This window comes from Streptomyces sp. NPDC030798, from assembly GCF_055572275.1.
Window position 1 is genome coordinate 188,961 of the sequence record NZ_JBVIDR010000004.1, and the last position, 26,254, is coordinate 215,214.

At 72.2% G+C, this 26,254-nt stretch carries 22 protein-coding genes and 1 pseudogene; 15 read left to right on the plus strand and 8 right to left on the minus strand.

Going from position 1 to position 26,254, the window contains the following annotated elements; all coding sequences use genetic code 11:
- Positions 1-216: 216 nt before the first annotated feature.
- Complete coding sequence (locus ACZ404_RS11545; protein WP_468438474.1) at positions 217-996, minus strand: IclR family transcriptional regulator; 780 nt, start codon at positions 994-996, stop codon at positions 217-219.
- 61 nt (positions 997-1,057) lie between these two features.
- On the opposite strand from ACZ404_RS11545, the gene dhaM reads away from it, so the two are divergent.
- The 3 genes from dhaM (at position 1,058) to ACZ404_RS11560 (ending at position 2,746) form a co-directional block, all read left to right on the plus strand.
- Positions 1,058-1,450: a dihydroxyacetone kinase phosphoryl donor subunit DhaM gene (dhaM, locus tag ACZ404_RS11550; protein WP_468438476.1), complete on the plus strand. Its 393-nt coding sequence runs from the start codon at positions 1,058-1,060 to the stop codon at positions 1,448-1,450.
- Positions 1,434-1,733, plus strand: coding sequence for an HPr family phosphocarrier protein (locus ACZ404_RS11555; protein WP_468438478.1), 300 nt, complete (start codon positions 1,434-1,436; stop codon positions 1,731-1,733). The genes dhaM and ACZ404_RS11555 overlap by 17 nt, the downstream gene beginning before the upstream one ends.
- 482 nt (positions 1,734-2,215) lie before the next feature.
- A complete protein-coding gene (locus tag ACZ404_RS11560; RefSeq protein WP_468438480.1) occupies positions 2,216-2,746 on the plus strand; it encodes a hypothetical protein in 531 nt (176 codons plus the stop codon).
- An 8-nt stretch (positions 2,747-2,754) separates the two neighbouring features.
- On the opposite strand, the gene ACZ404_RS11565 is transcribed toward ACZ404_RS11560, so the two are convergent.
- Complete coding sequence (locus ACZ404_RS11565) at positions 2,755-3,321, minus strand: nucleoside deaminase (protein ID WP_468438482.1); 567 nt, start codon at positions 3,319-3,321, stop codon at positions 2,755-2,757.
- 72 nt (positions 3,322-3,393) lie between these two features.
- On the opposite strand from ACZ404_RS11565, the gene ACZ404_RS11570 reads away from it, so the two are divergent.
- Positions 3,394-4,362, plus strand: a complete 969-nt coding sequence (locus ACZ404_RS11570; RefSeq protein ID WP_468438484.1) for an antibiotic biosynthesis monooxygenase — start codon at positions 3,394-3,396, stop codon at positions 4,360-4,362.
- A gap of 152 nt (positions 4,363-4,514) precedes the next feature.
- A complete protein-coding gene (locus ACZ404_RS11575; RefSeq protein WP_468438486.1) occupies positions 4,515-5,891 on the plus strand; it encodes an FAD-binding oxidoreductase in 1,377 nt (458 codons plus the stop codon).
- Position 5,892: 1 nt separating this feature from the next.
- On the opposite strand, the pseudogene ACZ404_RS11580 reads toward ACZ404_RS11575, so the two are convergent.
- Positions 5,893-6,060 (minus strand): annotated as a pseudogene (locus ACZ404_RS11580) (transcriptional regulator); the annotation flags it as partial.
- A 276-nt stretch (positions 6,061-6,336) separates the two neighbouring features.
- On the opposite strand from ACZ404_RS11580, the gene ACZ404_RS11585 reads away from it, so the two are divergent.
- Positions 6,337-7,353, plus strand: a complete 1,017-nt coding sequence (locus ACZ404_RS11585) for a zinc-dependent alcohol dehydrogenase family protein (RefSeq protein WP_468438488.1) — start codon at positions 6,337-6,339, stop codon at positions 7,351-7,353.
- Between the two features lie 287 nt (positions 7,354-7,640).
- Here ACZ404_RS11585 and meaB read toward each other — a convergent pair whose 3' ends face one another.
- The 4 genes from meaB to ACZ404_RS11605 all read right to left on the minus strand — a co-directional run bounded on the left by meaB (position 7,641) and on the right by ACZ404_RS11605 (position 13,240).
- Positions 7,641-8,645, minus strand: a complete 1,005-nt coding sequence (gene meaB, locus ACZ404_RS11590; RefSeq protein ID WP_468438490.1) for a methylmalonyl Co-A mutase-associated GTPase MeaB — start codon at positions 8,643-8,645, stop codon at positions 7,641-7,643.
- Between the two features lie 8 nt (positions 8,646-8,653).
- Complete coding sequence (scpA, locus tag ACZ404_RS11595; RefSeq protein ID WP_468438492.1) at positions 8,654-10,828, minus strand: methylmalonyl-CoA mutase; 2,175 nt, start codon at positions 10,826-10,828, stop codon at positions 8,654-8,656.
- Positions 10,828-12,630 carry a methylmalonyl-CoA mutase family protein gene (locus tag ACZ404_RS11600; protein WP_468438494.1) on the minus strand — a complete coding sequence of 601 codons (1,803 nt, stop codon included), beginning with the start codon at positions 12,628-12,630 and terminating at the stop codon, positions 10,828-10,830. The genes scpA and ACZ404_RS11600 overlap by 1 nt, the downstream gene beginning before the upstream one ends.
- Before the next feature lie 109 nt (positions 12,631-12,739).
- Positions 12,740-13,240 carry a MarR family winged helix-turn-helix transcriptional regulator gene (locus ACZ404_RS11605; RefSeq protein WP_468438496.1) on the minus strand — a complete coding sequence of 167 codons (501 nt, stop codon included), beginning with the start codon at positions 13,238-13,240 and terminating at the stop codon, positions 12,740-12,742.
- Positions 13,241-13,396: 156 nt separating this feature from the next.
- On the opposite strand from ACZ404_RS11605, the gene ACZ404_RS11610 reads away from it, so the two are divergent.
- Entirely contained in the window at positions 13,397-13,912 is a 516-nt protein-coding gene (locus ACZ404_RS11610) for a YceI family protein (RefSeq protein WP_468438498.1), read from the plus strand.
- A gap of 39 nt (positions 13,913-13,951) precedes the next feature.
- Here ACZ404_RS11610 and ACZ404_RS11615 read toward each other — a convergent pair whose 3' ends face one another.
- Positions 13,952-15,697, minus strand: coding sequence for a hypothetical protein (locus ACZ404_RS11615; RefSeq protein ID WP_468438499.1), 1,746 nt, complete (start codon positions 15,695-15,697; stop codon positions 13,952-13,954).
- A gap of 269 nt (positions 15,698-15,966) precedes the next feature.
- Between ACZ404_RS11615 and ACZ404_RS11620 the strand changes: the two genes are divergently transcribed.
- From ACZ404_RS11620 to ACZ404_RS11655, 8 genes are all read left to right on the plus strand, one after another.
- Positions 15,967-16,356, plus strand: a complete 390-nt coding sequence (locus ACZ404_RS11620) for a cell division protein SepF (RefSeq protein WP_468438501.1) — start codon at positions 15,967-15,969, stop codon at positions 16,354-16,356.
- Positions 16,357-16,461: 105 nt separating this feature from the next.
- Positions 16,462-17,697, plus strand: a complete 1,236-nt coding sequence (locus ACZ404_RS11625; protein ID WP_468438503.1) for an AAA family ATPase — start codon at positions 16,462-16,464, stop codon at positions 17,695-17,697.
- Positions 17,694-18,038 (plus strand): nucleotide pyrophosphohydrolase, encoded by a 345-nt coding sequence (locus ACZ404_RS11630; RefSeq protein WP_468438505.1) that lies wholly within the window; start codon positions 17,694-17,696, stop codon positions 18,036-18,038. The genes ACZ404_RS11625 and ACZ404_RS11630 overlap by 4 nt, the downstream gene beginning before the upstream one ends.
- A 203-nt stretch (positions 18,039-18,241) precedes the next feature.
- Positions 18,242-18,727: a DUF6099 family protein gene (locus tag ACZ404_RS11635; protein ID WP_468438507.1), complete on the plus strand. Its 486-nt coding sequence runs from the start codon at positions 18,242-18,244 to the stop codon at positions 18,725-18,727.
- 53 nt (positions 18,728-18,780) lie between these two features.
- The gene (locus ACZ404_RS11640; RefSeq protein WP_468438509.1) at positions 18,781-19,704 is read left to right on the plus strand and encodes an LLM class F420-dependent oxidoreductase; all 924 of its coding nucleotides are present in this window, start codon (positions 18,781-18,783) and stop codon (positions 19,702-19,704) included.
- Positions 19,705-19,865: 161 nt separating this feature from the next.
- The gene (locus ACZ404_RS11645; protein WP_468438511.1) at positions 19,866-21,359 is read left to right on the plus strand and encodes a 3' terminal RNA ribose 2'-O-methyltransferase Hen1; all 1,494 of its coding nucleotides are present in this window, start codon (positions 19,866-19,868) and stop codon (positions 21,357-21,359) included.
- The gene (locus tag ACZ404_RS11650; RefSeq protein WP_468438513.1) at positions 21,356-23,896 is read left to right on the plus strand and encodes a polynucleotide kinase-phosphatase; all 2,541 of its coding nucleotides are present in this window, start codon (positions 21,356-21,358) and stop codon (positions 23,894-23,896) included. Before ACZ404_RS11645 ends, ACZ404_RS11650 begins: the two co-directional genes overlap by 4 nt.
- A 193-nt stretch (positions 23,897-24,089) precedes the next feature.
- Positions 24,090-26,207 (plus strand): RiPP maturation radical SAM C-methyltransferase, encoded by a 2,118-nt coding sequence (locus ACZ404_RS11655; protein WP_468438515.1) that lies wholly within the window; start codon positions 24,090-24,092, stop codon positions 26,205-26,207.
- Positions 26,208-26,254: the final 47 nt, after the last annotated feature.

Here is a 26,254-nt window from a genome sequence, read left to right on the forward strand (position 1 = left end):
GGATCAAGCATCTCCGGCTGGCATTCTGTTCACCATGGATGAACGTTGTTCCGGAAATTAGGCCTGCGTTTCCGGCCTGTCAAGAGGTTCGGCAGATGCTCGCGTCCGCCGACGCTAAGCCGATACGAAAAAGCCCCCCGGCGGCGTGCCGAGGGGCTTGGATCAGAGGACACGGGCGGGGAGGCCGCTGTCCGCCGGCGTGGATGCGGGGACGGGTTACGTCATGGCGGCGCGTGCGGCCGTCCCGCGGGGGGCGCCAAGGTCGCGGGAGAGATTGCGGGCGGTCTCCCGAACGGCGACGGCAAGCTCCTGACGAGCTGATTCAGCCAGCAGGCGCTCGACGGGGCCGACGATACCGAGAGCGCCGACCACCTCGCCCGAGCGATCGAAGACGGGAGAGGCGATACCCGCGTCACCAATGGCGGACTCCTGGTCCTCGATCGCATAGCCCGTCTTGAGGACCTCCTTCAGCTGCCTCGCCAGCTCCTCCGGGTCGGTGATGCTGGCCCCGGTGAGCACCGCCGGCTCGCCGGCGGACAGCCGCTCACGCTCGGTGGCGGGGAGGAAGGCGACGATGGCCTTGCCCAGGGCGCACGTGCTCCACGGGATGCTGGCGCCCACCTCGAGGATCTGCACCGCTCCCTCGGGCCGGAAGGCATGGTGCACCACCAGGACGTGGTCACCGGTGAGCACGGCCACCCAGACCGCCTCGTTCGTCCGGTTCGCGAGCTGGTCCGCCCAGGTCAGCGAGCGGGTCCGCAGCTCCTGGGTGTCCAGGTAGGCATTGCCCAGCTGCACCAGGTCGGGCCCGAGCTGGTACTTCGAACTGTCCCGGTCCTGCACCACCAGCCCCTCGAGCTCCAACGTGCGCAGCAGCGCATGCACGGTCGGCTTCGCCACGCCCAGGCGGTCGGCCAGCTCGGTCACTCCGAGCCGGGGCCCGGTGGACGCGAGCTCCCGCAGGATCTGCACCGCTCGCTGCACCGCCTGCACCATCGAAAATTCCACCCTCGTTCACTATTGATGAACAGCATTCCGACATCTACGGTACTTGTTCATGAGCACATCTGTCGGCATCGTACTCGTGTCCCACAGCGCCGAGCTCGCCGCGGGCCTTCGCCTGCTGGTGCAGCAGATCGGCTCCGACGCCGTCCCCCTGGCCACCGCCGGAGGCACCGACGACGGCCGGATCGGCACCAGCTACGACCTTGTCCTCGACGCCATCCGCAGCGTCGACCGGGGCGCGGGTGTCGTCGTCCTGCCGGACCTCGGCAGCTCCGTCCTGACCGCCCGCACCGTCCTGGAAGACCATCCCCGCCCCGACGTGCTGATCGTCGACGCGCCCTTCGTCGAAGGAGCCGTCGCAGCCGTCGTCACCGCCGCATCCGGCGCCGACCTCAAGACCGTCGCCGACGCCGCCAAGGAGGCCCGCCATGTTCACAAGCTCTGAATCCACCACCACGACCGCGTCGACCGCGTCCGGCCACGAGGCGACCGTCGTCCTGCCCGCCAACCTCCACGCCCGTCCCGCGGGCCGGCTCGCCAGGGCCGCAGCGACCTTCACCAGTGCCATACAGCTGGAGTACGGCAACCGGACGGTCAATCCGACCGGTGTCCTCGCGGTCATGGGTCTGGGTGCCACCGCCGGAAGCACCGTGACCGTCCGCGCCGAAGGCCACGACGCCGAGCAGGCGGTCACGGCGTTGTCCGAGATCCTCGCCAGCGCCGAGTGACCCAGCCGCCATCGACGGCACGGAGCCTGCAACCGCTTCCGGCATGAACCCCGGCCGCAGCGGATTCCCGGCCGGCCGGAGCCGCAGGTCGTCTGGGCCTGGCCGGCCCCCATGACGCATCACGTGGAGTGCGTGGGGGACACCGGTGAGAGGGCTGCCTCCCCCGGCAGGTGCTGGGCCCGCTTCCCGGTCGAGGTCGGGCAGGCAGTCGATCAGGACGTCGGCCGGCCCGGTGATCTCGACGTCACCGCACGCCGCGGGCAGCGGGAGCGTCTCCGCACGGCCGAGTTCCTCGCTCCACGTGCCGGTCCGTACCCGCACCGGGGCGCCGACGTCCGACAGGATCTGCGCGGTGGCGAAGGTGTGTCGCAAGGGTCCCGCGGCTCCGGCGCGCCGGCGTTCGAGGGCGGAGCAGGGTTCACCGCGAGGAACGCGCCCTCCCCGCGCGGTTCGGCTGAAGAGCAGGGGGGACTCGGTCGAGCATGATGGAGAGCATGGTGCGCGGTGGCGCCGCCGGTGCCGCCGGGACGACGGTACTGAACGCCGTGACCTATGCCGACATGGCGCTGCGGGGCCGGCCGTCGAGCCAGACCCCGGCCCAGACCGTGGACAAGATCGCTCGCGACACCGGGCATCCGGTTCCCGGTGCGGGTGAGACCCGGGACAACCGATTGTCGGGACTGGGCGCGCTGTCGGGCATGGCCGTCGGCTGCGGCATCGGCATGGCCGTCTCGTTCACGCGCAGCGCGGGTGTCCGACTGCCCTGGTGGCTGGGCGGGGTGGTCACCGGCGCGCTGGCCATGGTGGCGACCGACCTTCCGATGGCACGGCTGGGCGTGACTGATCCGAAGAGCTGGTCGGCGAAGGACTGGACGTCCGACGTGGTGCCGCATCTGTTCTACGGACTGACCACGTACGGGCTGCTGGCCGACTTCGACCGCCGGCGACAGCCATCGTCGGTGCGGCGTGCGTCTGCGAGAAGCCTTGGGCGGCCGGTCCGCAAGAGCCGCTGACCTGACGCTCAGTAGGCGTGCCGGTCGGGCTTTGCCTCCCAGGCCTCGTACGCGCGTGCGCCCAGTTCCGGGTGGATCTGCTCGATGTGGATCCGGCGCTGGTCCAGCGGCTTCTGGAAGTCCTCGTACTGGAAGGCGTCATCGAAGCCGATCTTCCGCGTGGCGTCCAGGTCGCAGCTGAAGTAGACGTTGTCGATGCGCGACCAGTAGATGGCGCTCATGCACATGGGGCACGGCGCGCCACTGATGTAGATCGAACAACCCTTGAGCATCCGGGCCCGCTCCGGGACCGGGTCGGGGGAGCCTTCGGGGCGCGGCACGTATTCCAGGGTGCCCTCGTTCTGGTGCTCTCCCGAGATGGTGGGAGCCTCCGGGTTGAGGAGCTGCGATGCCTTTCGGATGGTCTCCACCTCGGCATGCGCGGTCGGGTCACCGGTCAGGAGAACGCGGTTCTGGCCGCGGGCGATGATCTCGCCGTCCCGGGTGAGCACGGCGCCGAACGGGCCGCCCCAGCCGAGCTCCACCGATTCCGTGGCCAGTCGTACCGCTTCCGCCAGGAACTCCTTGTGACCCATGGCGACCTCCACTCCGCGTGGGCTGAGTTTCCCATTTGTCCCACAAGTCCCTTTGTGTCTACGCTACTCCGTATGGGTGCCAGCGCAAACCGCGGCCGTGGCACGGCCGGAGCGACCGTGGTGACCTCGCAGAAGGTCGTCCCCGGTCGCGAGGAGGACTACAAGCGCTGGCAGGAACGAGTGAACCGGGCGGTACGGGCCTTCGACGGCTTCGAGGGAACGGAGCTGTACCCGCCCGACTCGGCCGAGGACAACCAATGGGTCGTGGTGTTCCGCTTCTCGGACGTCGACCGGTTGAGTGCCTGGCTGGGATCGGCCACCCGCCGAGAACTCCTCGACGGCAGTGGCGACTTGTTCGAGGGGGAACCCTCCCAGGAGGTTCTGCGCGGAGGGCAACCGGCTCAGGAAGCCGTGACCGCCGTCATCTCCCACACGGTGCGGCGAGGTCGCGAGCAGGACTTCGAGCGGTGGCAGGACAAGGTGCTGAGGGCCCAGCAGAAGTGCCGGGGTTTCATGGGGTCCGAACTCTTCAGGCCCGTCGAGGGCATCCAGGACCGCTGGGTGGTGGTGTTCCGGTTCGACACCCGCGAACACCTCGACCAGTGGCTGCAGTCGGACGCGCGCAGGAAACTGCTGGACGAGGGCCGCGCATACTTCGCCGACTACGACGTGCGCAGAATCGCGTCGGCGTTCAGCGGATGGTTCCCCTTCGGTCAGGAGGAGCAGGCGGGTGTCCCGCCCAACTGGAAGCAGGCCATGTCCGTTCTGCTCGCTCTCTATCCGACCGTCATCGTGCTCAACCTCACCGTGGGGCGCGCCCTCACACAGGTCGGCGTTGCCGGCTACCTCGGCCTTTTCATCTCGAACGTGCTGAGTGTCTCGATTCTGACCTGGTTTCTGATGCCCCTGGTCGTCAATCGCACCCTGGCCTTCTGGCTGGCACCCGACCGACCACGTTCGCGCCGCACCGACCTGCTGGGTGCGGCCGTCGTCGTGGTGTGTTACGGCGTGCTCCTCGCTGTTTTCGGTCTCACCGTCTGAAGGTGGCGCGGTAAGCTGTAAGCGTCCAAATTACCCTGGTTCGTCACTGAAACAGCGAACTCCTTTCACCGTCGTGCACCGCGACGGTCCCCGCAACCCTCCGGTCCGTCCGAGGGCGCTGGACCGCGGGGTGCCGAGGCAAGGAGTGCAGGATGAGCCGCTACACGCAGATGCGCGGTCTCGGGGACCTGTCGGTACGGCGGAACGACACCGGTTACGAAGACATCCGCGGAGCCGTCGTGTGGAACACGCTCACACCGGCGCGGTTCCCGGACGTCATCGTTCGCGCGGCGTCGGCCCGTGACGTCGTGGAAGCGGTGCGCCTGGCCCGGTCCCAGCGCCTCCCGATCGCCCTACGGTCGGGGGGACACAGCTGGTGCGGGTCGCCGCTGCGCGACGGGGGCATGCTCATCGACCTGTCCGGGCTGCGTGGCTGCGCCGTCGACCCCGGCTCGGCGACGGCGACGGTGCAACCCGGCGTCACAGGCGCGCAGCTCACCTCGGAACTCGGCCGTCACGGACTCGCCTTTCCCACAGGCCACTGCGGATCCGTCGCCGTCGGCGGATACCTCCTCAGCGGAGGGCTCGGCTGGAACTCCGGACTCCGCGGGCCGGCGTGCGCCAGTGTCGAGCAGATAGAGGCCGTGACCGCGGACGGAGAGCCGGTCATCTGCAGCGAGAGCGAGCACAGGGACCTGTTCTGGGCGGCCCGGGGAGCGGGTCCCGGCTTCTTCGCGGCGGTCACCGCCTTCCGCCTGAGGCTGTATCCCCGTCCCGGCGCGATCACGAGCACCAGCTGGACCTTCTCCCTCGCGGACGTCACCGAGGTGGCGCACTGGACCACCGAGCTGGCCGTAGGGCTGGCCCCCGACGTGGAGTTGAGCTTCTCCCTCGGCACGGTGGACCCCGGGACGGAGCCGGGCCCCAAAGCGGTGACCGTCACCGGTACCGCCTTCGCGGCGTCGCAACAGGAAGCGAGGGAGTTCCTCCTGCCGCTGCGCGACTGTCCCCTGCGCCACAGCTCCCTCTCCCACCGACTCGACGAGCCGACGACGTTCGAGGCCCTGTACGACTCCGCCGCCGCGCTGTGGCCCCAGCAGCTCCGGTACGCAGCGGACACCCTGTGGTCCGACGCCGGCTTCCCCGCACTGCTCAGCGAGCTCGCCGACGTCGTGGACTCGGCTCCTTCGAGCAGATCGCTGGTCCTCGCGCCGTTCTCGCCGGCCGGCCGGCCGCCGCCGGACATGGCCTTTTCGGTGCTCGGGGAGAGCTATGTCGTTCCCTACGCCGTCTGGGACGACCCCGGCCAGGACGCCGCCAACATCGGCTGGCTGCGGGAAGCGATGCGCAGGGTGGAACCCCTTGGTACGGGGCACTACATCGCCGAGGCGGATCTCACCGCGGCATCGTCCCGTGCCCGCCGCTCCTTCACCGCGGACGACTGGGAGCGCCTGCGGAACCTGAGAACGCGGTACGACCCGGATGGCGTCTTCTGCTCCTACCTGTCACCGGAGGAGGCCACGACGTAGCTTCGAGTTTCGCGTAGTACTCGACGCTCACGTCGGCCAGCGCGGCGACCTCGCTCCGGCGCAGGCCGGGCACGCGCCGTCGGGGACCGGCCGGCAGGCCGGCCCGCTCTGGGGTGATCTTCGCGCGCCGCGAGGTGAGGAACTCGCGGACCTCCTCACGGTTGTCCATGTCCCGACCGTACGGCCTGCCCGCCGCCGGAGGGATGTACTGCCGGTACACCTTTCGCTGGTGACTCGCTCGCCGCCGCCATGCGCGGTTACCTGGAGCAGAGGTACTCCACGAGCGGGGCCGCCGCATCGAAGGGGTACTCGGCCGGGCGGCGCGCGAAGGACAACGGCGCCCTTGCGCGCCCGGCCCAGGGGCTCCCCCCATGCCCGCCCTCGCGCGTCCGGCCCAGGGGCCGCCCCCCGGCCCCGCCCCTCCAACGAACGTAAGGACTTCCCCATGCGCGGAGCAGTGATCCACGCCCCCGGCGATGTGCGCTTCGAGGCCCTGGACGACCCGAAGATCCTGACGCCGACGGATGCCGTCATCCGCACGGCCGTGACCTGCGTGTGCGGCTCCGACCTGTGGCCCTGGCGCGGCCTGGACGCGACCGACGAGGCCCACCCCATGGGTCACGAGTACGTCGGCTTCGTCGAGGAGGTCGGCGCCGAGGTCACCGCGGTCAGGCCCGGGCAGTTCGTCGTCGGCTCGTTCGCGACCTCGGACAACACCTGCGCCAACTGCCGCAACGGCTTCCAGTCCAACTGCCTGAATCGCGAGTTCATGAGCACCTGCCAGGCCGAGTACGTGCGCATCCCCAACGCCCAGGGCACCCTGGTCGCCACCGACGAGGTCCCGGGCGAGGAGTTCTGGCCCGGCCTGCTGGCCGTCTCCGACGTGATGGGCACCGGCTGGTACGCCGCCGAAGCCGCCGAGGTGAAGCCCGGCTCCACCGCCGTGGTCGTCGGCGACGGCGCGGTCGGCCTGTGCGCGGTGATCGCCGCGAAGGAGATGGGCGCGGAGCGGATCATCGCGATGAGCCGTCACGAGTCGCGCCGGCGGCTCGCTCGGGAGTTCGGCGCCACCGACATCGTCACCGAGCGCGGCGACGAGGGCGTCGCCCGGATCAAGGAGATGACCGGCGGCATCGGGGCCGACTCGGTCCTGGAGTGCGTCGGCACCGCCCAGGCCATGCGCCAGGCCCTGCACTCCACGCGTCCCGGCGGGAACGTCGGCTTCGTCGGCGTCCCGCACGAGGTCGCCGTCGACGGCCAGGAACTGTTCTTCTCCCACGTCGGGCTGCGCGGCGGCCCCGCGCCCGTGCGCCGCTACCTGCCCGACCTGATCGACCGCGTCCTGTCGGGGCGGATCGATCCGGGCAAGGTCTTCGACCTCACCCTGCCCCTGGAGCAGGTCGCCGAGGGCTACCAGGCCATGGACGAACGCCGCGCCATCAAGGCTCTGCTCAAGCCCTGACCCCCGCGCCGTGCCGCGGTGCCAGGCGTAGACGCCCAGTTCCCCGGTGGTGCCGAGGTCCAGTTCCGGGGTCACCATCACCGGCTCGGCGCCGGCCCGGGCCCGGACGCGGGGGGCGGGCAGGTGCGAGGGGCGGGCACGCCCTCACGGCCACAGGGTGCGGCGGGCAGGAGCCAGGGGACGGGCACGGGCTCAGTACGGCCTCACGGCCCCGCCGCGGGCCTCGGGAGCCGGCCCGACCCCCGGAGCCGGCCCCCCGAGCCGGTCCGACCACCCACGGCGTCGCCTCACTGCCCCGGTGTTCGCTCCTGGCCCGTGGCGAAGGCTCGTAGGATGCCCTCCGCTGCCAGGGTCGCCGTCAAGGTGCCTGCCCTGACCTGCTGTTCCAGGCCCGGAGCGGCCTCGCGTACCGCCGGGCTCGCGTGCAGGCGGCCCAGGAGTTCGTCGCGGACCATGGACCATGTCCAGTCGACCTGCTGGTCGCGCCGCTTGGCGGTGAGCCGGCCGGTGGAGTCGAGGAGCGTGCGGTGCTGCTCCAGCCGGTCCCAGACCGTGTCCAGACCCGTCGACTCGCGGGCACTGCAGTGCAGTACCGGCGGGGTCCAGAACGCGTCCTTGCCGTGCATGAGCCGCAGCGCGCCGGACAGTTCACGAGCCGCCGCCCGCGCGTCCCGCTCGTGGGGGCCGTCGGCCTTGTTGACGGCGATCACGTCGGCCAGTTCCAGGACGCCCTTCTTGATGCCCTGGAGCTGGTCGCCGGTGCGGGCCAGGGTGAGCAGCAGGAAGGAGTCGACCATGTTCGCGACCGCGGTCTCGGACTGGCCCACGCCGACGGTTTCCACGAGGATCACGTCGTAGCCGGCGGCCTCCATGACCACGATCGACTCCCTGGTCGCCTTCGCCACCCCGCCCAGCGTGCCCGCGCTGGGGGAGGGGCGGACGAAGGCGTTCGGATCCACCGCCAGGCGTTCCATCCTCGTCTTGTCGCCCAGGATGGAGCCGCCCGTACGGGTGGAGGAGGGGTCCACGGCCAGGACCGCGACCCGGTGGCCCAGCGAGGTCAGCAGCGTGCCGAACGCGTCGATGAACGTCGACTTGCCGACCCCCGGCACCCCGCTCACGCCGATCCGCCGCGCCCGGCCGCTGTGCGGGAGCAGCTCGGTGAGCAACTCCTGTGCCAGCGCCCGGTGCTGCGGCCGGGTGGACTCGACGAGCGTGATGGCGCGGGCCACCAGGGCCCGCTTGCCGTCGAGCACACCCTTCACATACGTGTCGAGATCGATCGGTGCCATCGCCGGCGCTACAGGTCGTGGCCGAGGTCGGCCGACAGCCGCTTCACCAGGTCGTGGGCCGCGTCCGGGATCACCGTCCCGGGCAGGAACACCTCCGCCGCGCCCATCTCCAGCAGCGTCGGCACGTCCTGCGGCGGGATCACCCCGCCGACCACGATCATGATGTCCTCGCGGCCCTCCTCCGCCAGCTTCTCCTTCAGCGCCGGTACGAGGGTCAGGTGACCGGCGGCCAGCGAGGACACGCCGACCACGTGCACGTCCGCCTCGACCGCCTGCCGGGCGACCTCCTCCGGCGTCTGGAACAGCGGGCCGACGTCGACGTCGAAGCCGAGGTCGGCGAACCCGGTCGCGATCACCTTCTGGCCGCGGTCGTGGCCGTCCTGGCCCATCTTGGCGACCAGGATGCGCGGCCGGCGCCCCTCGGCCTCCTCGAACTGCTCCACCAGGGCGCGGGTGCGGTCCACCGACGGGGACTGGCCTGCTTCGTTGCGGTACACGCCGGAGATCGTACGGATCTGGCTCGCGTGCCGGCCGTACACCTTCTCCAGGGCGTCCGAGATCTCCCCGACGGTCGCCTTGGCGCGGGCCGCGTGCACGGCCAGCTCCAGCAGGTTGCCGTTGCCGGCGGCGGCCCGGGTGAGCGCGTCCAGCGCGTCCCGGCAGGCCTGCTCGTCGCGCTCCGCGCGCAGCCGCCGCAGCTTCTCGATCTGCTGGGCGCGCACCGAGGAGTTGTCGACCTTCAGGACCTCGATCTGCTCGTCGTTCTCGACGCGGTACTTGTTGACGCCGATCACCGGCTGGCGCCCGGAGTCGATGCGGGCCTGCGTGCGGGCCGCCGCCTCCTCCACGCGCAGCTTCGGGATGCCGGCGTCGATGGCCTGGGCCATGCCGCCCGCCTGCTCGACCTCCTGGATGTGCTGCCAGGCCTTGCGCGCGAGGTCGTACGTCAGCCGCTCCACGTAGGCGCTGCCGCCCCAGGGGTCGATGACCCGGGTGGTGCCCGACTCCTGCTGGATGAGCAGCTGGGTGTTGCGGGCGATGCGCGCCGAGAAGTCCGTCGGCAGGGCGAGGGCCTCGTCCAGGGCGTTGGTGTGCAGCGACTGGGTGTGGCCCTGGGTCGCCGCCATCGCCTCCACGGCCGTACGGGTGACGTTGTTGAACACGTCCTGCGCGGTCAGCGACCAGCCCGAGGTCTGCGAATGCGTGCGCAGGGACAGCGACTTGGTGTTCTTCGGCTCGAACTGGGAGACCAGCTTGGCCCACAGCAGCCGGGCCGCGCGCAGCTTGGCGATCTCCATGAAGAAGTTCATGCCGATTGCCCAGAAGAAGGACAGGCGCGGTGCGAACGCGTCGACGTCCAGGCCCGCTTCACGTCCCGCCCGGATGTACTCCACGCCGTCCGCGAGGGTGTACGCCAGCTCCAGGTCGGCCGTCGCACCGGCCTCCTGGATGTGGTAGCCGGAGATGGAGATGGAGTTGTAGCGGGGCATCCGCTGCGAGGTGTACGCGAAGATGTCGGAGATGATCCGCATCGACGGCTTCGGCGGATAGATGTAGGTGTTGCGGACCATGAACTCCTTCAGAATGTCGTTCTGAATGGTCCCGGCCAGCTTCTCGGGCGGAACGCCCTGCTCCTCCGCCGCCACGATGTACAGCGCCAGTACGGGGAGCACCGCGCCGTTCATGGTCATCGACACCGTCATCCGGTCCAGCGGGATGCCGTCGAACAGCTGGCGCATGTCGTAGATGGAGTCGATGGCCACGCCCGCCATGCCGACGTCGCCGGTCACCCGCGGGTGGTCGCTGTCGTAGCCCCGGTGCGTGGGCAGGTCGAAGGCGACCGACAGGCCCTTCTGGCCCGCCGCCAGGTTGCGCCGGTAGAACGCGTTGGACTCCTCGGCGGTGGAGAAGCCCGCGTACTGGCGGATCGTCCAGGGCTGGTTGACGTACATCGTCGGGTACGGGCCGCGCAGATACGGCGCGATGCCCGGGTACGTCCCGAGGAAGTCCAGGCCCTCCAGATCACGCCCGGTGTACAGCGGCTTGACCCCGATGCCCTCCGGGGTCTCCCACAGCGGCTCCTCGGCGCCGGTCGCCCGCTTGACGGCCGTACGCCACTCCGCGTCACTGCCGTCGGCCACCGGGGTCCCCAGCTCGATGCCGGTGAAGTCGGGGATTCCCATCAGGACACTCCCATGCGGTCGAGGGTCGCGGACAGTACGTCGACGGCGTCGCAGCCCGCGAAGACGTAACCGTCGATGCCGGAGTGGTCGGCCGGGCGGCCCGCCAGGAACACGTGCCGGGCGCCGGAGGCGCGCAGGGACTCGGCCGCCTGCTCGGCCTGCTCGGCGTAGCGGGCGTCGCTGGAGCACAGCACGGCCTCGGTGGCGCCGCTGTCCTCGAATCGGCCCTCGGTGACCGGCTCGATGCCGCCCGCCTGGAAGAGGTTGGCGGCGAAGGTCGAGCGCGCGGTGTGCTCGGCGGCGGAGCCGAGCGCGGCGAGGTAGATGCGGGGGCGGGAGCCGGTCGCCGCGAGGTGGGCGTCCGAGCGGGCCCGCAGCTCCTCGTACGCCTCGTCGCGGCGCACCCGGGGCAGCCCGCCGGACGGCGGCTCGGGCGCGGGCTCGCGCTCCAGAGGCTTCTCGGCGAGCAGCGGGAACTCGCTGACGCCGGTGACGGGTTCGCGCCGCTTGGCGAGCCGCTTGGAGCGCTCCGCCCAGGTGGTCGCGAGGTCGGTGCGCAGCCGGCCGGAGCGCAGGACGGCCGCCTGGCCGCCGTCGCGTTCGATGGTGCGGAAGAACTCCCAGGCGGCCCGCGCGATTTCGTCGGTGAGTCGCTCCACGTACCAGGAGCCGCCCGCCGGGTCGATGACCCGGGCCAGGTGGGACTCCTCGACGAGGATGGTGGACGTGTTGCGCGCGATACGGCGGGCGAACGCGTCCGGCAGGCCGAGGGCGTGGTCGAACGGCAGCACGGTCACCGAGTCGGCCCCGCCGACGCCGGCCGCCAGCGTCGCGACCGTCGTGCGGAGCATGTTCACCCACGGGTCGCGGCGGGTCATCATCACCGGCGAGGTCACCACGTGCTGCACCTGAGCCCCGCCGGCCCCGCAGACCTCCGCGACCCGCGCCCACAGCCGGCGCGCGGCGCGCAGCTTGGCGATGGTGAGGAACTGGTCGGCGGTGGCCGCGTAACGGAACTCCAGTTGGGCGGCGGCCGCGTCGACGCCGAGCCCGGCCTCCGTCAGCTCCCGCAGGTAGGCCACGCCGGTGGCGAGGGAGGCGCCCAGCTCCTGTGCGGCCGAGCCGCCCGCCTCGTGGTACGGCAGCGCGTCCACCGTGAGCGCGCGCAGTCCCGGATAGCCGTCGGCGCAGCGCGCGGCCAGCGCGGCGAACGGCGCGAAGTCCAGCCGGGTGCCGGTGCGGGCCTCGTACCCGAGCGGGTCGCCGCCCAGGTTGCCGCGCACCGCCCCGGTGTCGACGCCCTGCTCCTCGTAGCGGCGCAGCAGCGCCTCGGCGGCGGCCTCGGTGTCGCGGCCGGCGTCCAGGACGACCGGCGCCAGGTCGAGGTGGACGCCGTCGAGCGCCCGGCCCAGTCCGTCGACCGGGATGCCGCCCTCGCCCAGCGCCAGCCACAGCGAGGTGACGCCGTTCTCCAGGTCCGCCAGCACGGCACCCTCGGCGAGCGCCGCGTGCCGCTGCCGTACGTCCCAGCCGGCCACGGTGTTGCCCTCGGGGCGGCCGCCGCGCACATACGGGGCGAAGCCGGGCAGGCCGGGGTCGGGCGCGCTGTCGCGCGCGGTGTACAGGGGCCGGGTGCGCAGCCCGTCCTCGAGCATCGTGGACAGGGCGTCCTCAGCTGCCGCGCCCGAGACTTCCTTGCCCGACTTGCGCAGCACACCCTCGACCAGGCGTTGCCACTGCTCGTGTGTCGCGTCAGGGAACTCGGCGGCCAGTGAGAGCCCGTCGTCAGGCAGGACCGTCATGGCTCGGATGCTAGGGCAGGCCGCTCAAGTGAGAGCAGAGCGGGGGCTGTGACGTTTCCCTCGCTGTGCCTGTGACCTGCGCCTCCCGGCACCGAAGGCGCCCGGTTTCCTACGGTTGGTACGGCTCCTCGGCGAGGTCCGGGACCAGCGCGCACAGCGCCTCGCGCTGCTCGGGGCCGACGACCTGGGTGAGGCCCTGCCGGACCGTGTCGGCGAGGGCGGCGGACGCCTCGCCCAGCAGTCGGCGGGCCTTGTCGGTGAGGGCGACCTCGACCCCGCGCTTGTCGCCGCAGACGGACCTGCGGGTGACCAGGCCGGCGTGCTGGAGGCAGGCGATCTGGTAGGTGAGCCGGGTCTTCGGGCGGCCCAGCAGGTCGGCCACCTGCGTCATGCGCAGACCGCCGGGCTGTTCGGCGAGCAGGCAGAGGATCAGGAACTCGTCGTGGGAGACGTCGAGGGTGTCCTTCACGGCGGTGCGCAGGCGCTGTTCCACCGCGCCGGTCGCGGCCAGCAGGAGCATCCAGGCGCGCAGCTCCGGCGGGAGCAGCCCGGTGCCGGTCAGGGACGGGCATTGCGGCTGGTCGGCGGGGTCTTCGGCGGAGGCTGCCATGGGTTCGAGTCTACCTGTTGTCCAAATTTGGAGTATGGGCTAGCGTGATGTCATCCAAATTTGAACCATCGCCGTTCGCCGAAGTCGCCGAAGTCGCCGAGTCGCCGAAGTCGCCGAAATCGTTGAATCGTCGAAACCGTTGAAGGAGTCACGACCATGACCGTCGCCGTGGAAACAGGCCTCTGGCAGCTCGACCCGACGGCCTCCGTCGTCGCCGTACGGCACAAGACCTTCTGGGGTCTGGTCACCGTCAAGGGCACCTTCACCGCCGTCACCGGCCGGGGCGAGGTGCGGGAGGACGGCACGGCCACCGGCACGCTCGACCTGGAGGCGGCCTCCCTGGACACCGGCCACGCCAAGCGGGACGCGCACCTGCGCACGGCGGACTTCTTCGACGCCGAACAGCACCCCCGGATCACCTTCGCGGTGCGCGCCGCCGAACGCCTCGACGGCGACAGTGTCCGGGTCACCGGTCAGCTCACCGTGCGGGGCATCAGCAGGCCGCTGACCCTCACCGCGCGTCTGGCCTCGGCGACCGCCGAGGCGCTCGCCCTGGAGACGGAGTTCACCGTCGACCGCGACCAGTTCGGCATGGGCTGGAACCAGCTCGGCATGATGCGCGGCCTGACCACCGTCACGGCCACGCTGCGGTTCACGCGCGCCGGGGCCTGACGCCGGTCCGGCCCCGGCGCGGGCCCGGACCGGCCCCGCTCAGCCCTTCAGGCCCAGCTCGGCCGGCTGCACGTCCCGGCTGGAGAGTGTCTGCGGGGTCGCCGTGAAGGCGCGCAGCCGGATCTGGGCGCCCTCGCCGACCCGCATCGGGAACCTGCCGGAGGGCGCCCGGAGTTCCACGCTCGCCGTGCTGTGCGCGGGGATCGTGGCCGGGCCGCGCCGCACGGACCAGTACCGGGCCATGCCCTGGCCGGTGGTGAGCATGTAGTGCGGAGTGAGCGGGGTGCTGCCGGTGTTGGTCACCCGCAGGGTCAGCGCGGCCATCGCGTGCGGCGAGGCCCGGCGCGCCGCCGTGATGTCCATCCGCAGCGGCGGCCGGCCCGTCACGGCCAGCGTCGCGCTCACCAGCGCGGGCAGCACCAGCAGCACCACCGCCCCGGCGAGCACCGGGCGGCGGCGCGGACCGGTCAGCCACCGCGGGCGCGGCTGCCAGGCACGGCCGAAGTCCGACAGGGGCGCGGTGACCGCCGCCGCCAGCCACAGCGGCGTCATCATCAGGTAGTAGCCGTCCTGGGAACGGGTCGCCAGGTAGAACGCGCACCAGGGCAGCACGGTCGCCGCCGGGCCCAGCCGCCGCACGAACAGCACGAAGAGCCCGAACAGGGCGGCGGCGAGCAGCATGCTGGCGTGGCCGTACCAGTCGAGCCGGTCGCTGCCGTGCGTGAAGTACAGGGAAATGTCCACCAGGCCCTGGCCGTGCAGCACGGCGCCCTGGGTGAGCGGCAGGGCGATCCCCTCGAGCCAGGGCCCCGGCTCGTGCGCGATGAAGTACGTGTTGACCAGCAGCCAGGTCGTCGCCGCGATGCCGAGCATCCGCAGCACCGCCCCGGCGGCCGCCCGGCCGCCCAGCTCGCCCCGGCGCACGGCGTAGAGACCGGCCAGCAGGAACGGCGTGACGAACCACGGCAGTTGCTGCGTCGCGCAGGCGGCCCCCAGGCACACGGCCCGCGCGATCCCCGCCGCACCCAGCCGGCCCCCGGCGCCGATCCGCGGCCAGCGCACCACCACCGGGAGCAGCAGGGCCAGGGCCATGATCGCCGGGTAGCCCTGGCGGGCGTACATGGGCAGGAAACCGAAGCCCAAGCAGACCATCGTCGCCGCCGAGCGCCACGGCACCGGCAGCATCCGCCACAGCACCACCGCGCCGGCGATCAGCGCGAGCGTGGCCGCCGCCGTCGCCGGGGCACCGCCGTCGCCGAGCCACAGCAGCGGTGCGGTCAGCAGCGGGGCCAGCGGGGGATAGCCGTAGGTGAAGTCGTACCCGCCGTCTATGGTCGCCGTCAGGGCGACGCCCTTGATGTGGAACAGCCAGGGCCAGGGCTGCGCGTACATCGGGTGCCCGGCGACCATCTCCCGCGCCGCCTGCGAGGTCAGGACCGCCTCGTCGCCGCCGGCGTGGTTCAGCGCCCAGGTGCACAGCACGAGCGCGATCGCGGTCAGCAGTACGACCAGGTCGAGCCGGGCCAGTGAGCGCGCCCGGCGGACGGTCAGCGTCAGGACACCGCTGATCAGGATCGAGGCGTAGCAGACGCAGATGACGCCGGCGAGGACCAGCCGGTGGCTCGCCGCCTGCGTCCACACCGCGCGCGTGCCGATGAAGAGGCTCACGTCCGCGAGGAGCGTCAGGACGCGGTGCCACTGCGCGGGGCCCTCCGGGGGTCGCGCGAGGGCCTTGGCGGCGAGCGCCTGCGTGGCTCGCGCGACGGCTTCGGGTCCGGCGGACACCGCCGACTGTGTCCGCCGGCCGGGTGTCACCTGTTGTGTTTCTGCCAAGTGCACGGCACCGGACGCTAGTGGCAGCCGGTGAGCGGGGTGTGGCGGGAGGTGAAGAGTCCGGTGTGAGGGCGGTAAGAAGCGGGCGTATTCGTACATGTGCCGCAGGGGATGCGGCGCCGGATCGGTCGCGCAGTGTGTCGTTGTTGGGCCGAACGGGTGACTTGGCGTAAGAATTGGCTGGTGCAGGCATCGAGTGCGAGTCAGGGCAGGGGGAGCCGGTGAGCCGTTACGACGTCACCGATGAACAGTGGGAAGGGCTCGCCCAGGTCGTGCCGCTGCGGGGCCGGGACGCGTGGCCGTCCGCGGTGAACCACCGCTCGCTGCCGGACGCCGAGACCGAGACCCGGCGCCGGTTCGTCGTCCTGCGTGTCAACGTCTTCGCGGACGCCCGCGACGTCGCCGAGACGCTGATGGCCGGAGCGCCGGTCCTCCTCGACCTCTCGGGAGCGGAGACCGAAGTCGCCAAGCGGGTGCTCGACTTCAGCACGGGGGTCGTCTTCGGGCTGGGCAGCGGGATGCACCGGGTGGACCGCAACGTGTTCCTCCTGACCCCGCCGGGCACGGAGGTCAGCGGGCTGATGGAGGGTGCGGGCGTCTCGGAGGGCTGAGCCGCCCGGGCCGGCGGTCAGCTCGTGCGGGGCCGGTCCCTCGTTCGTGGGAAGGGCCGGACGACTAAACGGTTCGGCGTCTTCGCGGAGGCCTAGCGTCCGCCTATGGCCGTGCCTTCCTTGTCCGCCGACTCCGCCCCGGCGCCCCCGTCGTTGCCGCCCGCGCATCCGGCGGGCCGGGATGCCTACGGACCCACCGGGCAAGCGGGTCCGGCGGACGGGGCTGTCGACGTCCGGGCCCGGACCACCGAGCTGCGGCTGTCCGCGTTCGCCGGGCATCGGCGGGCGGTGCTTCCGCTGGGGCCGGTCACGTTGTTCGCCGGGCCCAGCGGCGTGGGCAAGTCGACCGCGCTGGCGGCCTACGAGGCGCTGGCGCGGCTCGGCGGCGGGGCGGCGCTCGAGGAGGTGTTCCTGGAGCCGGACGCCTGTGTGCCGGAGCGGGCGCGGCCCGACGGGCAGGGCCGGCGGGGGTTCCGGATCGGGTGTACGGCCGACGGCGCGGAGGGTCCGGTCCGGCTCGACGTCGCCGTACAGGCCGAGCCGCAGCTGCGCATCGTGGGCGAGCGGCTGACGGCCGGCGGCGTGGTGCTGCTGGAGACCGCCCTGCGCGACCCCGGCCGCCGGGCCGTGCAGGCCGCCTGGCACACCGCGGGCTCCGCCCCGGTGACCCGCGCCCCGCTGCCCGACGACCGGCTCGGCACCGCCCTGCTGCCGCTGCGGGTGGCGGGCAAGACGGACGGACAGCGGCAGGTCCTCGCCGCCGCCGAGCAGATGGTCGTCGCGCTGCGCTCCGTCTTCCCCTGCGACCCCCGGCCCGAGCACATGCGCGCCCCGGTCCCGACCGGCTCGGGACGGCTGCTGCGCGACTGCGGCAACCTCGCCGACGTCGTCTGGCGCACCCGGTACGAGTGCGGCCGCCGGCACGCCCTGCTGGTCGAGGCGTTGCGCGAGGGCTGCTGGGGCCCGGTGGCCGATCTGGTCGCCGAGCCGCTGACCGACGGCACGGTACGGGCGCTGCTGGAGCGCGGCGACGGCCTGCGCACCGAACTGGCGCGGCTCGGCGACGGCGAGCTGCGCTATGTGGCACTGGCCCTGGTGCTGCTGACCGGCCCCGGTGTGCTGGACGTGGACACGCCGGGGGAGGTGCCCGACGCCCTGCGCACCCTCACCGTGCTCGCCGACGGCTTCGACCGGGGCCTCGACCCCGGCCAGCGCGGCGCTCTGCTGCGGACGGCGGTCCGGATGGGCGAGCGGGGGCACATCCGCTGCGTCGGCGCGGTGAGCGACGCCTCGTGGGCCACGGGGGCCGAGGGTGTCACAGTGGTACACCTGAACCCGTGACGGAACACCCTGACCTGGCCGGACTCCAGCGCAGGCTGGCCGAGTTCGCCGCCGCGCGCAACTGGCAGCCCTACCACACGCCCAAGAACCTCGTGACCGCCCTCAGTGTGGAGGCGTCCGAACTCGTCGAGATCTTCCAGTGGTTGACCCCCGAGGAGTCGGCCCGGGTCATGGACGACCCCGATACCGCACACCGGGTCAGGGACGAGGTCGCCGACGTCCTCGCCTATCTCCTCCAGTTCTGCGAGGTCCTCGGCGTCGATCCGCTCGCCGCCCTGTCGGCCAAGATCGACCGCAACGAGCACCGCTTCCCGGCTCCGGGGACGGAGGGCGGCTCCTGACCGGCGCCGGCTTGTGGATGAGTGCGGAGTGTCAGGATCCGTTATCACTCTCCGGAGTTAACGTCTGCGTCGAATCCGAAATGTTGTCCACAGATTTCCGCCTTCCTCTGGCTTTTCGCCCCACTCGCCTTCACTCTGGGTAGTGGACAGGGGAGTTCGGCTGGACGTGCGAAGGCGCACGGCGGACGGAACGGGGGCAGCGCATGGATGCGGTGCGGCTCATTGCGACGAGCAGGCGGGCGCTGGCGGGCGGCGCCGACATGCCCGAGATGATGGCGGAGGTGTGGCAGGCGCAGGCGCTGGCCCAGGCGATAGGCAGCCGCCTCGCGGTGTCGGGGCCGCCGGAGCTGCGGGGCGAGGCGCTGGGCCTGACCGAGCTGGCGGGTCGGGGCTGCGGCGTCCTGGACCCTCCGGTGCTCGACCCGGGTGACTTACGCGCGGCCCAGCTCACCGAGCTGGACGACGCCCGGCAGGCCCTTCTCTGCCTGGGCGGCCTGCTGGGCGAGGTCGGCATGGCCCTGGTCGGCATGGCCAGTGCGGCGGCCGACGAGACGACGTACTGGCAGTGCATGGAGGCCATCGACGCGGCGGACGAGTCCCGGGACCGGGTCATGGAGATGCTGCGCAAGCTGGCGGCGCGGGAGGAGGTGTTGCCGGAGAGCGCGGAGGGCAGCACGTCGGGGGTGTGAAAAGAGCGCCGGTCGGGTCGGCCGGCGGGGCAGGAGGCGTGCAGGATGGGTGCATGGACCTTCGAATCTTCACCGAGCCCCAGCAGGGGGCCTCGTACGACACCCTGCTCACCGTGGCGAAGGCCACCGAGGACCTGGGCTTCGACGCCTTCTTCCGCTCGGACCACTACCTCCGGATGGGCAGCGTGGACGGCCTGCCCGGTCCCACGGACGCCTGGATCACCCTGGCCGGCCTGGCCCGTGAGACCCGCCGCATCCGCCTCGGCACCCTGATGACGGCCGGTACCTTTCGGCTGCCCGGCGTGCTCGCCATCCAGGTGGCGCAGGTCGACCAGATGTCCGGCGGCCGGGTCGAACTGGGCCTCGGCGCGGGCTGGTTCGAGGAGGAGCACAAGGCGTACGGCATCCCCTTCCCCAAGGAGAAGTTCGGCCGCCTGGAGGAGCAGCTGGAGATCGTCACCGGGCTGTGGGCGACCAAGCTCGGCGAGACGTTCGACTTCCACGGCACCTACTACGACCTGACCGGCTCGCCCGCGCTGCCCAAGCCGGCCCAGGAGAAGATCCCGGTGCTGATCGGCGGTCACGGCGCGACCCGCACCCCGCGCCTCGCGGCGCGGTACGCCGACGAGTTCAACATGCCGTTCGCCTCCGTGGAGGACAGCGAGCGGCAGTTCGGCCGGGTGCGTGCCGCCGCCGAGGAGGCGGGCCGCGGCGCGGACGCCCTGACGTACTCCAACGCGCTGGTGGTGTGCGTCGGCAAGGACGATCAGGAGGTCGCGCGGCGTGCCGCGGCGATCGGCCGCGAGGTGGACGAGCTGAAGGCCAACGGACTGGCCGGCTCCCCGGCCGAGGTGGTCGACAAGCTCGGCCGCTATGCCGCCGTCGGCTGCAGCCGCGTCTACCTCCAGATCCTCGACCTGCACGACCTGGCCCACCTGGAACTGATCTCCACCCAGGTCCAGGCACAGCTGGCGTAGCGCACCGATGCACTGAGGGGCCACCGCACCTGCGCACCAGCGCACCAAGGAGCGAAGCGGCCCCCGAGTCCCAGGGGCTCGCGGGCCGCACCGCCCCCACAACGCGTCCGAAGTCGTAAAACCGGTGGTCATCGGGCCGTTTCGCCGGGAGACTCGGACGTGTGTTCCTGACGATTTCCACGCGCGGCACCGCCGCCCTTCCCGCCACCGACCTCGGGTATCTGCTGCACAAGCATCCCGAGAAGGCGCAAGTGTTCTCGACCTCCTACGGCGTCGCGCACGTCTTCTATCCCGAGGCGGACGCCGAGCGCTGCACGGCCGCACTGCTGCTGGAGGTCGATCCGCTGGCGCTGGTGCGCCGGGGCAGGGGCAAGGGCCGTGGCGGGGCGGCCGACGCGGCGCTCGCGCAGTATGTCAACGACCGCCCCTACGCGGCCTCCTCGCTGCTCGCGGTCGCGCTGAGCGCCGTGTTCTCCAGCGCCCTGCGCGGTGTGTGCAACGCCCGCCCGGAGCGGGCGGCCGCGCCGCTGCCGCTGCGCATCGAGGTGCCCGCGCTCCCCGCCCGGGGCGGCGCGGACCTCGTACGAAAGCTCTTCGAGCCGCTCGGCTGGGCGGTGACCGCCGAGCCGGTCGCGCTCGACAGCGAGTTCCCCGAGTGGGGCGAGTCCCGGTACGTGCGGCTGGTGCTGGAGTCCGAGACGCTGACCCTCGCCGAGGCGCTGCGCCACCTGTACGTCCTGCTCCCGGTCCTCGACGACGCCAAGCACTACTGGGTCTCCTCCGACGAGGTCGACAAGCTGCTGCGCGCCGGCGAGGGCTGGCTGGCCGGGCACCCGGAGCAGAAGCTGATCACCAGCCGCTACCTCTCCCGCCGCTGGTCGCTGACCCGGCAGGCGATGGAGCGCCTGGAGCTGGTGCGTCTGGCCGAGGCCGACGACAGCGAGGTCGAGGAGATCGACAACGCGGTCGGGGAGGAGACGGAGGCGGAGGAGAAGCCGACTCCGCTCGCGGAGCAGCGGCGGGACGCGATCCTCGCCGCCCTGCGGGAGTCCGGCGCCGCCCGGGTCCTCGACCTCGGCTGCGGGCAGGGCCAGCTCGTGCAGGCACTGCTCAAGGACGTGCGGTTCACCGAGATCGTCGGCGTCGACGTGTCCGTGCGGGCCCTCACCATCGCCGCGCGCCGGCTCAAGCTGGACCGCATGGGCGAGCGGCAGGCCGACCGTGTGCGGCTCCTCCAGGGTTCGCTCGCCTACACCGACAAGCGACTCAAGGGCTATGACGCCGCCGTGCTCAGCGAGGTCGTCGAGCACCTGGACCTGCCCCGGCTGCCCGCCCTGGAGTACGCCGTGTTCGGCCACGCCCGCCCGCGCACGGTCCTCGTGACCACCCCGAACGTCGAGTACAACGTCCGCTGGGAGTCCCTGCCCGCCGGACACGTCCGGCACGGCGACCACCGCTTCGAGTGGACCCGCGAGGAGTTCCGCACCTGGGCCGCGGCGGTCGCCGAACGGCACGGCTACGACGTCACGTTCACCCCGGTCGGACCGGACGACCCGGAGGTCGGGCCGCCCACCCAGATGGCCGTGTTCCACATCCACCCGGCCGGCCCGAAGACGGCCGGTCCGAACACCGAGAAGGAGGCGAAGGCAGCATGACCGAGACACGCACGGGACGGGTCCTCCCCGTCACCGACCTCTCCCTCGTCGTCCTCGTCGGCGCCTCCGGCTCCGGCAAGTCCACCTTCGCCCGCCGGCACTTCAGGCCGACCGAGGTGATCTCGTCCGACTTCTGCCGCGGACTCGTCTCCGACGACGAGAACGACCAGAGCGCCACCACGGACGCCTTCGACGTCCTGCACTACATCGCCGGCAAGCGGCTGGCCGCCGGCCGCCGCACCGTCGTGGACGCCACCAGCGTGCAGCAGGACTCCCGGCGGCAGCTGATCGAACTGGCCCGCAAGCACGACGTGCTGCCCATCGCGATCGTGCTGGACGTGCCCGAGGAGGTGTGCGCCGAGCGCAACGCGGCCCGCGTCGACCGCGCCGCCATGCCCCGCCGGGTCATCCAGCGGCACACCCGCGAACTGCGGCGCTCCCTGCGCCACCTGGAGCGCGAGGGCTTCCGCAAGGTGCATGTGCTGCGCGGCGTCGAGGAGGTCGAGCACGCCACCGTCGTCACCGAGAAGCGCTTCAACGACCTGACCCACCTCACCGGCCCGTTCGACATCATCGGTGACATCCACGGCTGCGCGAGGGAACTGGAGGCCCTGCTCGGCAAGCTGGGCTACACCGACGGCGTCCACCCGGAGGGCCGTACGGCCGTCTTCGTCGGCGACCTCGTCGACCGCGGTCCGGACAGCCCCGGCGTGCTGCGCCGGGTGATGTCGATGGTGAAGTCGGGCAACGCGCTGTGCGTGCCGGGCAACCACGAGAACAAGTACGGCCGTTACCTCCGGGGACGCAACGTCCAGCACACCCACGGCCTCGCCGAGACCATCGCGCAGATGGAGGGCGAGAGCGAGGAGTTCCGGGCCGAGGTCCGCACGTTCCTGGACGGGCTGGTCAGCCACTACGTCCTCGACGGCGGCAAGCTGGTCGTCTGCCACGCCGGTCTGCCGGAGAAGTACCACGGCCGCACCTCGGGCCGGGTCCGCTCGCACGCCCTGTACGGCGACACCACCGGCGAGACCGACGAGTTCGGGCTGCCGGTGCGCTACCCGTGGGCGGAGGACTACCGGGGCCGGGCCGCGGTCGTCTACGGCCACACCCCGGTGCCGGAGGCCACCTGGCTGAACAACACCATCTGCCTGGACACCGGCGCGGTCTTCGGCGGCAAGCTGACGGCGCTGCGCTGGCCGGAGCGCGAGCTGGTCGACGTACCGGCCGAGCGGGTCTGGTACGAGCCGGCGAAGCCGCTGCGCACCGAGGCCCCCGGCGGGCAGGACGGCCGGCCGCTGGACCTCGCCGACGTGCACGGACGCAGGGTCGTCGAGACCCGGCACGCCGGACGCGTCTCCGTCCGCGAGGAGAACGCGGCGGCGGCCCTGGAGGTCATGAGCCGCTTCGCCGTCGACCCGCGCCTGCTGCCGTATCTGCCGCCGACCATGGCGCCGACGGCGACCTCGCAGATGGAGGGCTATCTCGAGCACCCGGCGGAGGCGTTCGCGCAGTACGCGGCCGACGGGGTCGCGCGGGTCGTGTGCGAGGAGAAGCACATGGGCTCGCGGGCCGTGGCACTGGTGTGCCGGGACGCGGAGGCGGCGCGGCGGCGCTTCGGCGTCGAGGGGCCGACCGGAGCGCTGTACACCCGTACCGGCCGGCCGTTCTTCGACGACGAGCGGGTCACCGAGGAGATTCTCGGCCGGCTGCGGGAGGCCGTCGGGGCGGCCGGTCTGTGGGAGGAACTCGCCACCGACTGGCTGCTGCTGGACGCCGAGCTGATGCCGTGGTCGCTGAAGGCCTCGGGTCTGCTGCGCACCCAGTACGCGGCGGTGGGCGCCGCGTCCGGTGCGGTGTTCCCGGCCGCGCTCGCCGCGCTGGAGTCGGCGGCGGCCCGCGGCACCGACCTGGGCGATCTGCTGGACCGGCAGCGTGCACGCGCCGCCGACGCGGCCGCGTTCACCGGTGCCTACCGCCGCTACTGCTGGACGACCGACGGCCTGGACGGGGTCCGCCTGGCGCCCTTCCAGATCCTGGCCGTCCAGGGCCGCAGCCTCGCCGCGCTGCCGCACGACGAGCAACTGGCCCTGCTGGACCGGATGGTGGAGCACGACGGCACCGGGCTGCTGCAGACCACCCGGCGGCTGTACGTCGACACCGCCGACCCCGAGTCGGTCCGGGCCGGTGTCGACTGGTGGCTGGAGATGACCGGCCGGGGCGGCGAGGGCATGGTCGTCAAGCCGCTCGGCGCGCTGGTCCGCTCCGAGCAGGGGCGGCTGGTGCAGCCCGGCATCAAGTGCCGCGGCCGCGAGTACCTGCGGATCATCTACGGCCCCGAGTACACCCGCCCGGACAACCTCGACCAGCTGCGCCGGCGGTTCCTCAACCACAAGCGGTCGCTGGCGCTGCGCGAGTACGCCCTCGGCCTGGAGGCCCTGGACCGGCTCGCGGACGGGGAGCCGCTGTGGCGGGTCCACGAAGCGGTGTTCGGGGTGCTCGCCCTGGAGTCGGAGCCGGTCGACCCGCGTCTGTAGAGTGACGGGCCGTCACAGAACGCCCTTGTGTCGCACACACATCCGTCCATATGGTGGACGGCTGTGCGGCGCAAGGGCGTTCGCACGGGCCTGAGGGGAGCCGGGACATGGAGATCAAGAAGATCGTGGTCCGCGAGGACCGCAGCACCAGCCGCCGGCCGGCCATCCTGGAGAAGCGGCCGACCCGCTGAGCATGCGCGTTCACCTGGTCACGATGCCCTGGCAGCCGATCGACCTGCCGTCCCTGCAACTGGGCCTGCTGAACCGGCTGGTGCACACGGCCTGCCCCGGCGCCGAGGTGACCGAGTTCCACGGCTCCCTGCGCTGGGCGGAGTACCTGCTGGAGCGCTCCGGGGGCCGGCTCCGGCCGGGGGACTACGTGGCGGTCGGCAGCGACGCGATCTTCCACGGCCTCGGCGACTGGGTCTTCTCCGGCGTCCTGTACGACGACCCCGGCTGGGGCCTGGCCCGGCTGCGCGCCTACGCGGCGGACCGGGACGTCCCCATCGACACCGCCGTCGCCATGCGCCCCCACGCCGCCGGGTTCGTCGCCGCGTGCGCCGGGGAGATCCTGGCGGCCGAGCCGGACGTCGTCGGGTTCACCAGCACGTTCATGCAGAACGTCTCCTCCCTCGCCCTCGCCCGCGAACTCAAGGCGCGCAGGCCGGGGCTGACGGTGGTCTTCGGCGGCAGCAACTGCGACGGGCCCATGGGCCACGCCCTGCACCGCAACCACCCCTTCGTCGACCACGTGGTGCGCGGCGAGGCCGAGCACGCCTTCCCGGCGCTGCTGCGGCACCTGGAGGCGGGCACCCCGCCGGTGGACGTGCCCGGCCTGTGCTGGTGGGACGGCCCGGTGTCGCGGGCCAACACCGAGACCCGGCGGACGGTGGCCCCCGCCGACATTCCCTCGCCCGACTACGACCAGTGGCAGGCGGCGCTGGACGCCTCCCCGGTGCGGGAGTTCGTCCACCCGAAGCTGGTGGTCGAGGGCGCCCGGGGCTGCTGGTGGGGCGAGAAGCACCACTGCACCTTCTGCGGGCTCAACGGCTCGGCCATGGCGTTCCGGGCCAAGCCGGGGGAGCGGCTGTGGGCGGAGGTCGACCGGCTGGTCCGCCGGCACCGGCTGCTCGACGTGGTCACCGTCGACAACATCCTCGACATGGCCTACTTCCGTGACTTCCTGCCCCGCGCCGCCGCCAGCGGCTGGGACCTCAGGCTGCACTACGAGGTCAAGTCCAACCTCACCTCCGCTCAGCTCCGGCTGCTCGCCGACGCCGGCGCCGTCCACATCCAGCCCGGCATCGAGAGCCTGGGCAGCCGGGTGCTGGACCTCATGGACAAGGGGGTCACCGGCGCCCGTAACGTCCGTACGCTCCGCGAGTGCGAGAACCACGCGCTGACCTGCTCCTGGAACCTCCTCTACGGCTTCCCCGGCGAGACGGCGCAGGACTACGCGCCCGTCGTCGAGCAGCTCCCCGCGCTCGTCCACCTCCAGCCGCCGAGCGGCGCCCACCGCATCCAGCTGGAGCGCTTCAGCCCGCACTTCACCGACCCGGGCCTGGGCTTCGCCAAGCGCAGCCCGGCCGAGATGTACCAGCACGTCTACGACCTGCCCGAGGGCGAACTCGCCGACCTGGTGTACCTGTTCGACACCGACGACGCGGGGATCGGGGGCGCCGCGGAGCAGCGGCTGCGGGACGCCGTCGCCGCGTGGCGGGCCGGGCACGCAAAGTCCCGGCTGCTGTTCGAGGAGGCGGGGGAGGCGCTGCTGGTGCACGACCGCCGGCACGGCTGGCCCCGGACCACCCACCGCTTCACCGGCTGGCGGGCGGCGGCCCTGCGCCTCCTGGAGGACGGCCGTACGGTGCCGGCCCTGCACCGGCTGCTCACCGCCGACGGCCACGCGACGACGGCCGGTTCCCTGGGCGCGTGGGTACGGCACACCCAGACGCTGGGGCTGCTGTTCCGCGACGGCGCCACATACGTCGCGCTGCCCACCCGGGGCGAGCCGGAACGCCTGCCGGACGGGGCCGACGGCGTCCTCTACCACCGGCGCGGTCCCGGATTCGTCACCGTCATGGACCGCAGGGAGCCCGGCACGGCGGTCCGGCTCACCCTCGACCACCCCGACCTCCTCGCCACGTTCGACCTCCTCGCCGAGCCGACCCCCCTCGGCGCCCTGACCCCCGTCCAGCGGGAGGCCGTCCGCCTGCTCACCGCCGAGCGGCTGGTGCGCGTGGAGGCAGGCCGCGCGGTCGCCCTGCCGCCACGCCTGAACCGCTGGCCGGTCCCCTGCACGGCGATCTGACCGGGGGCGCCCCTGTGTTCTCGTCACCGGGATGAAAACAGGAACCG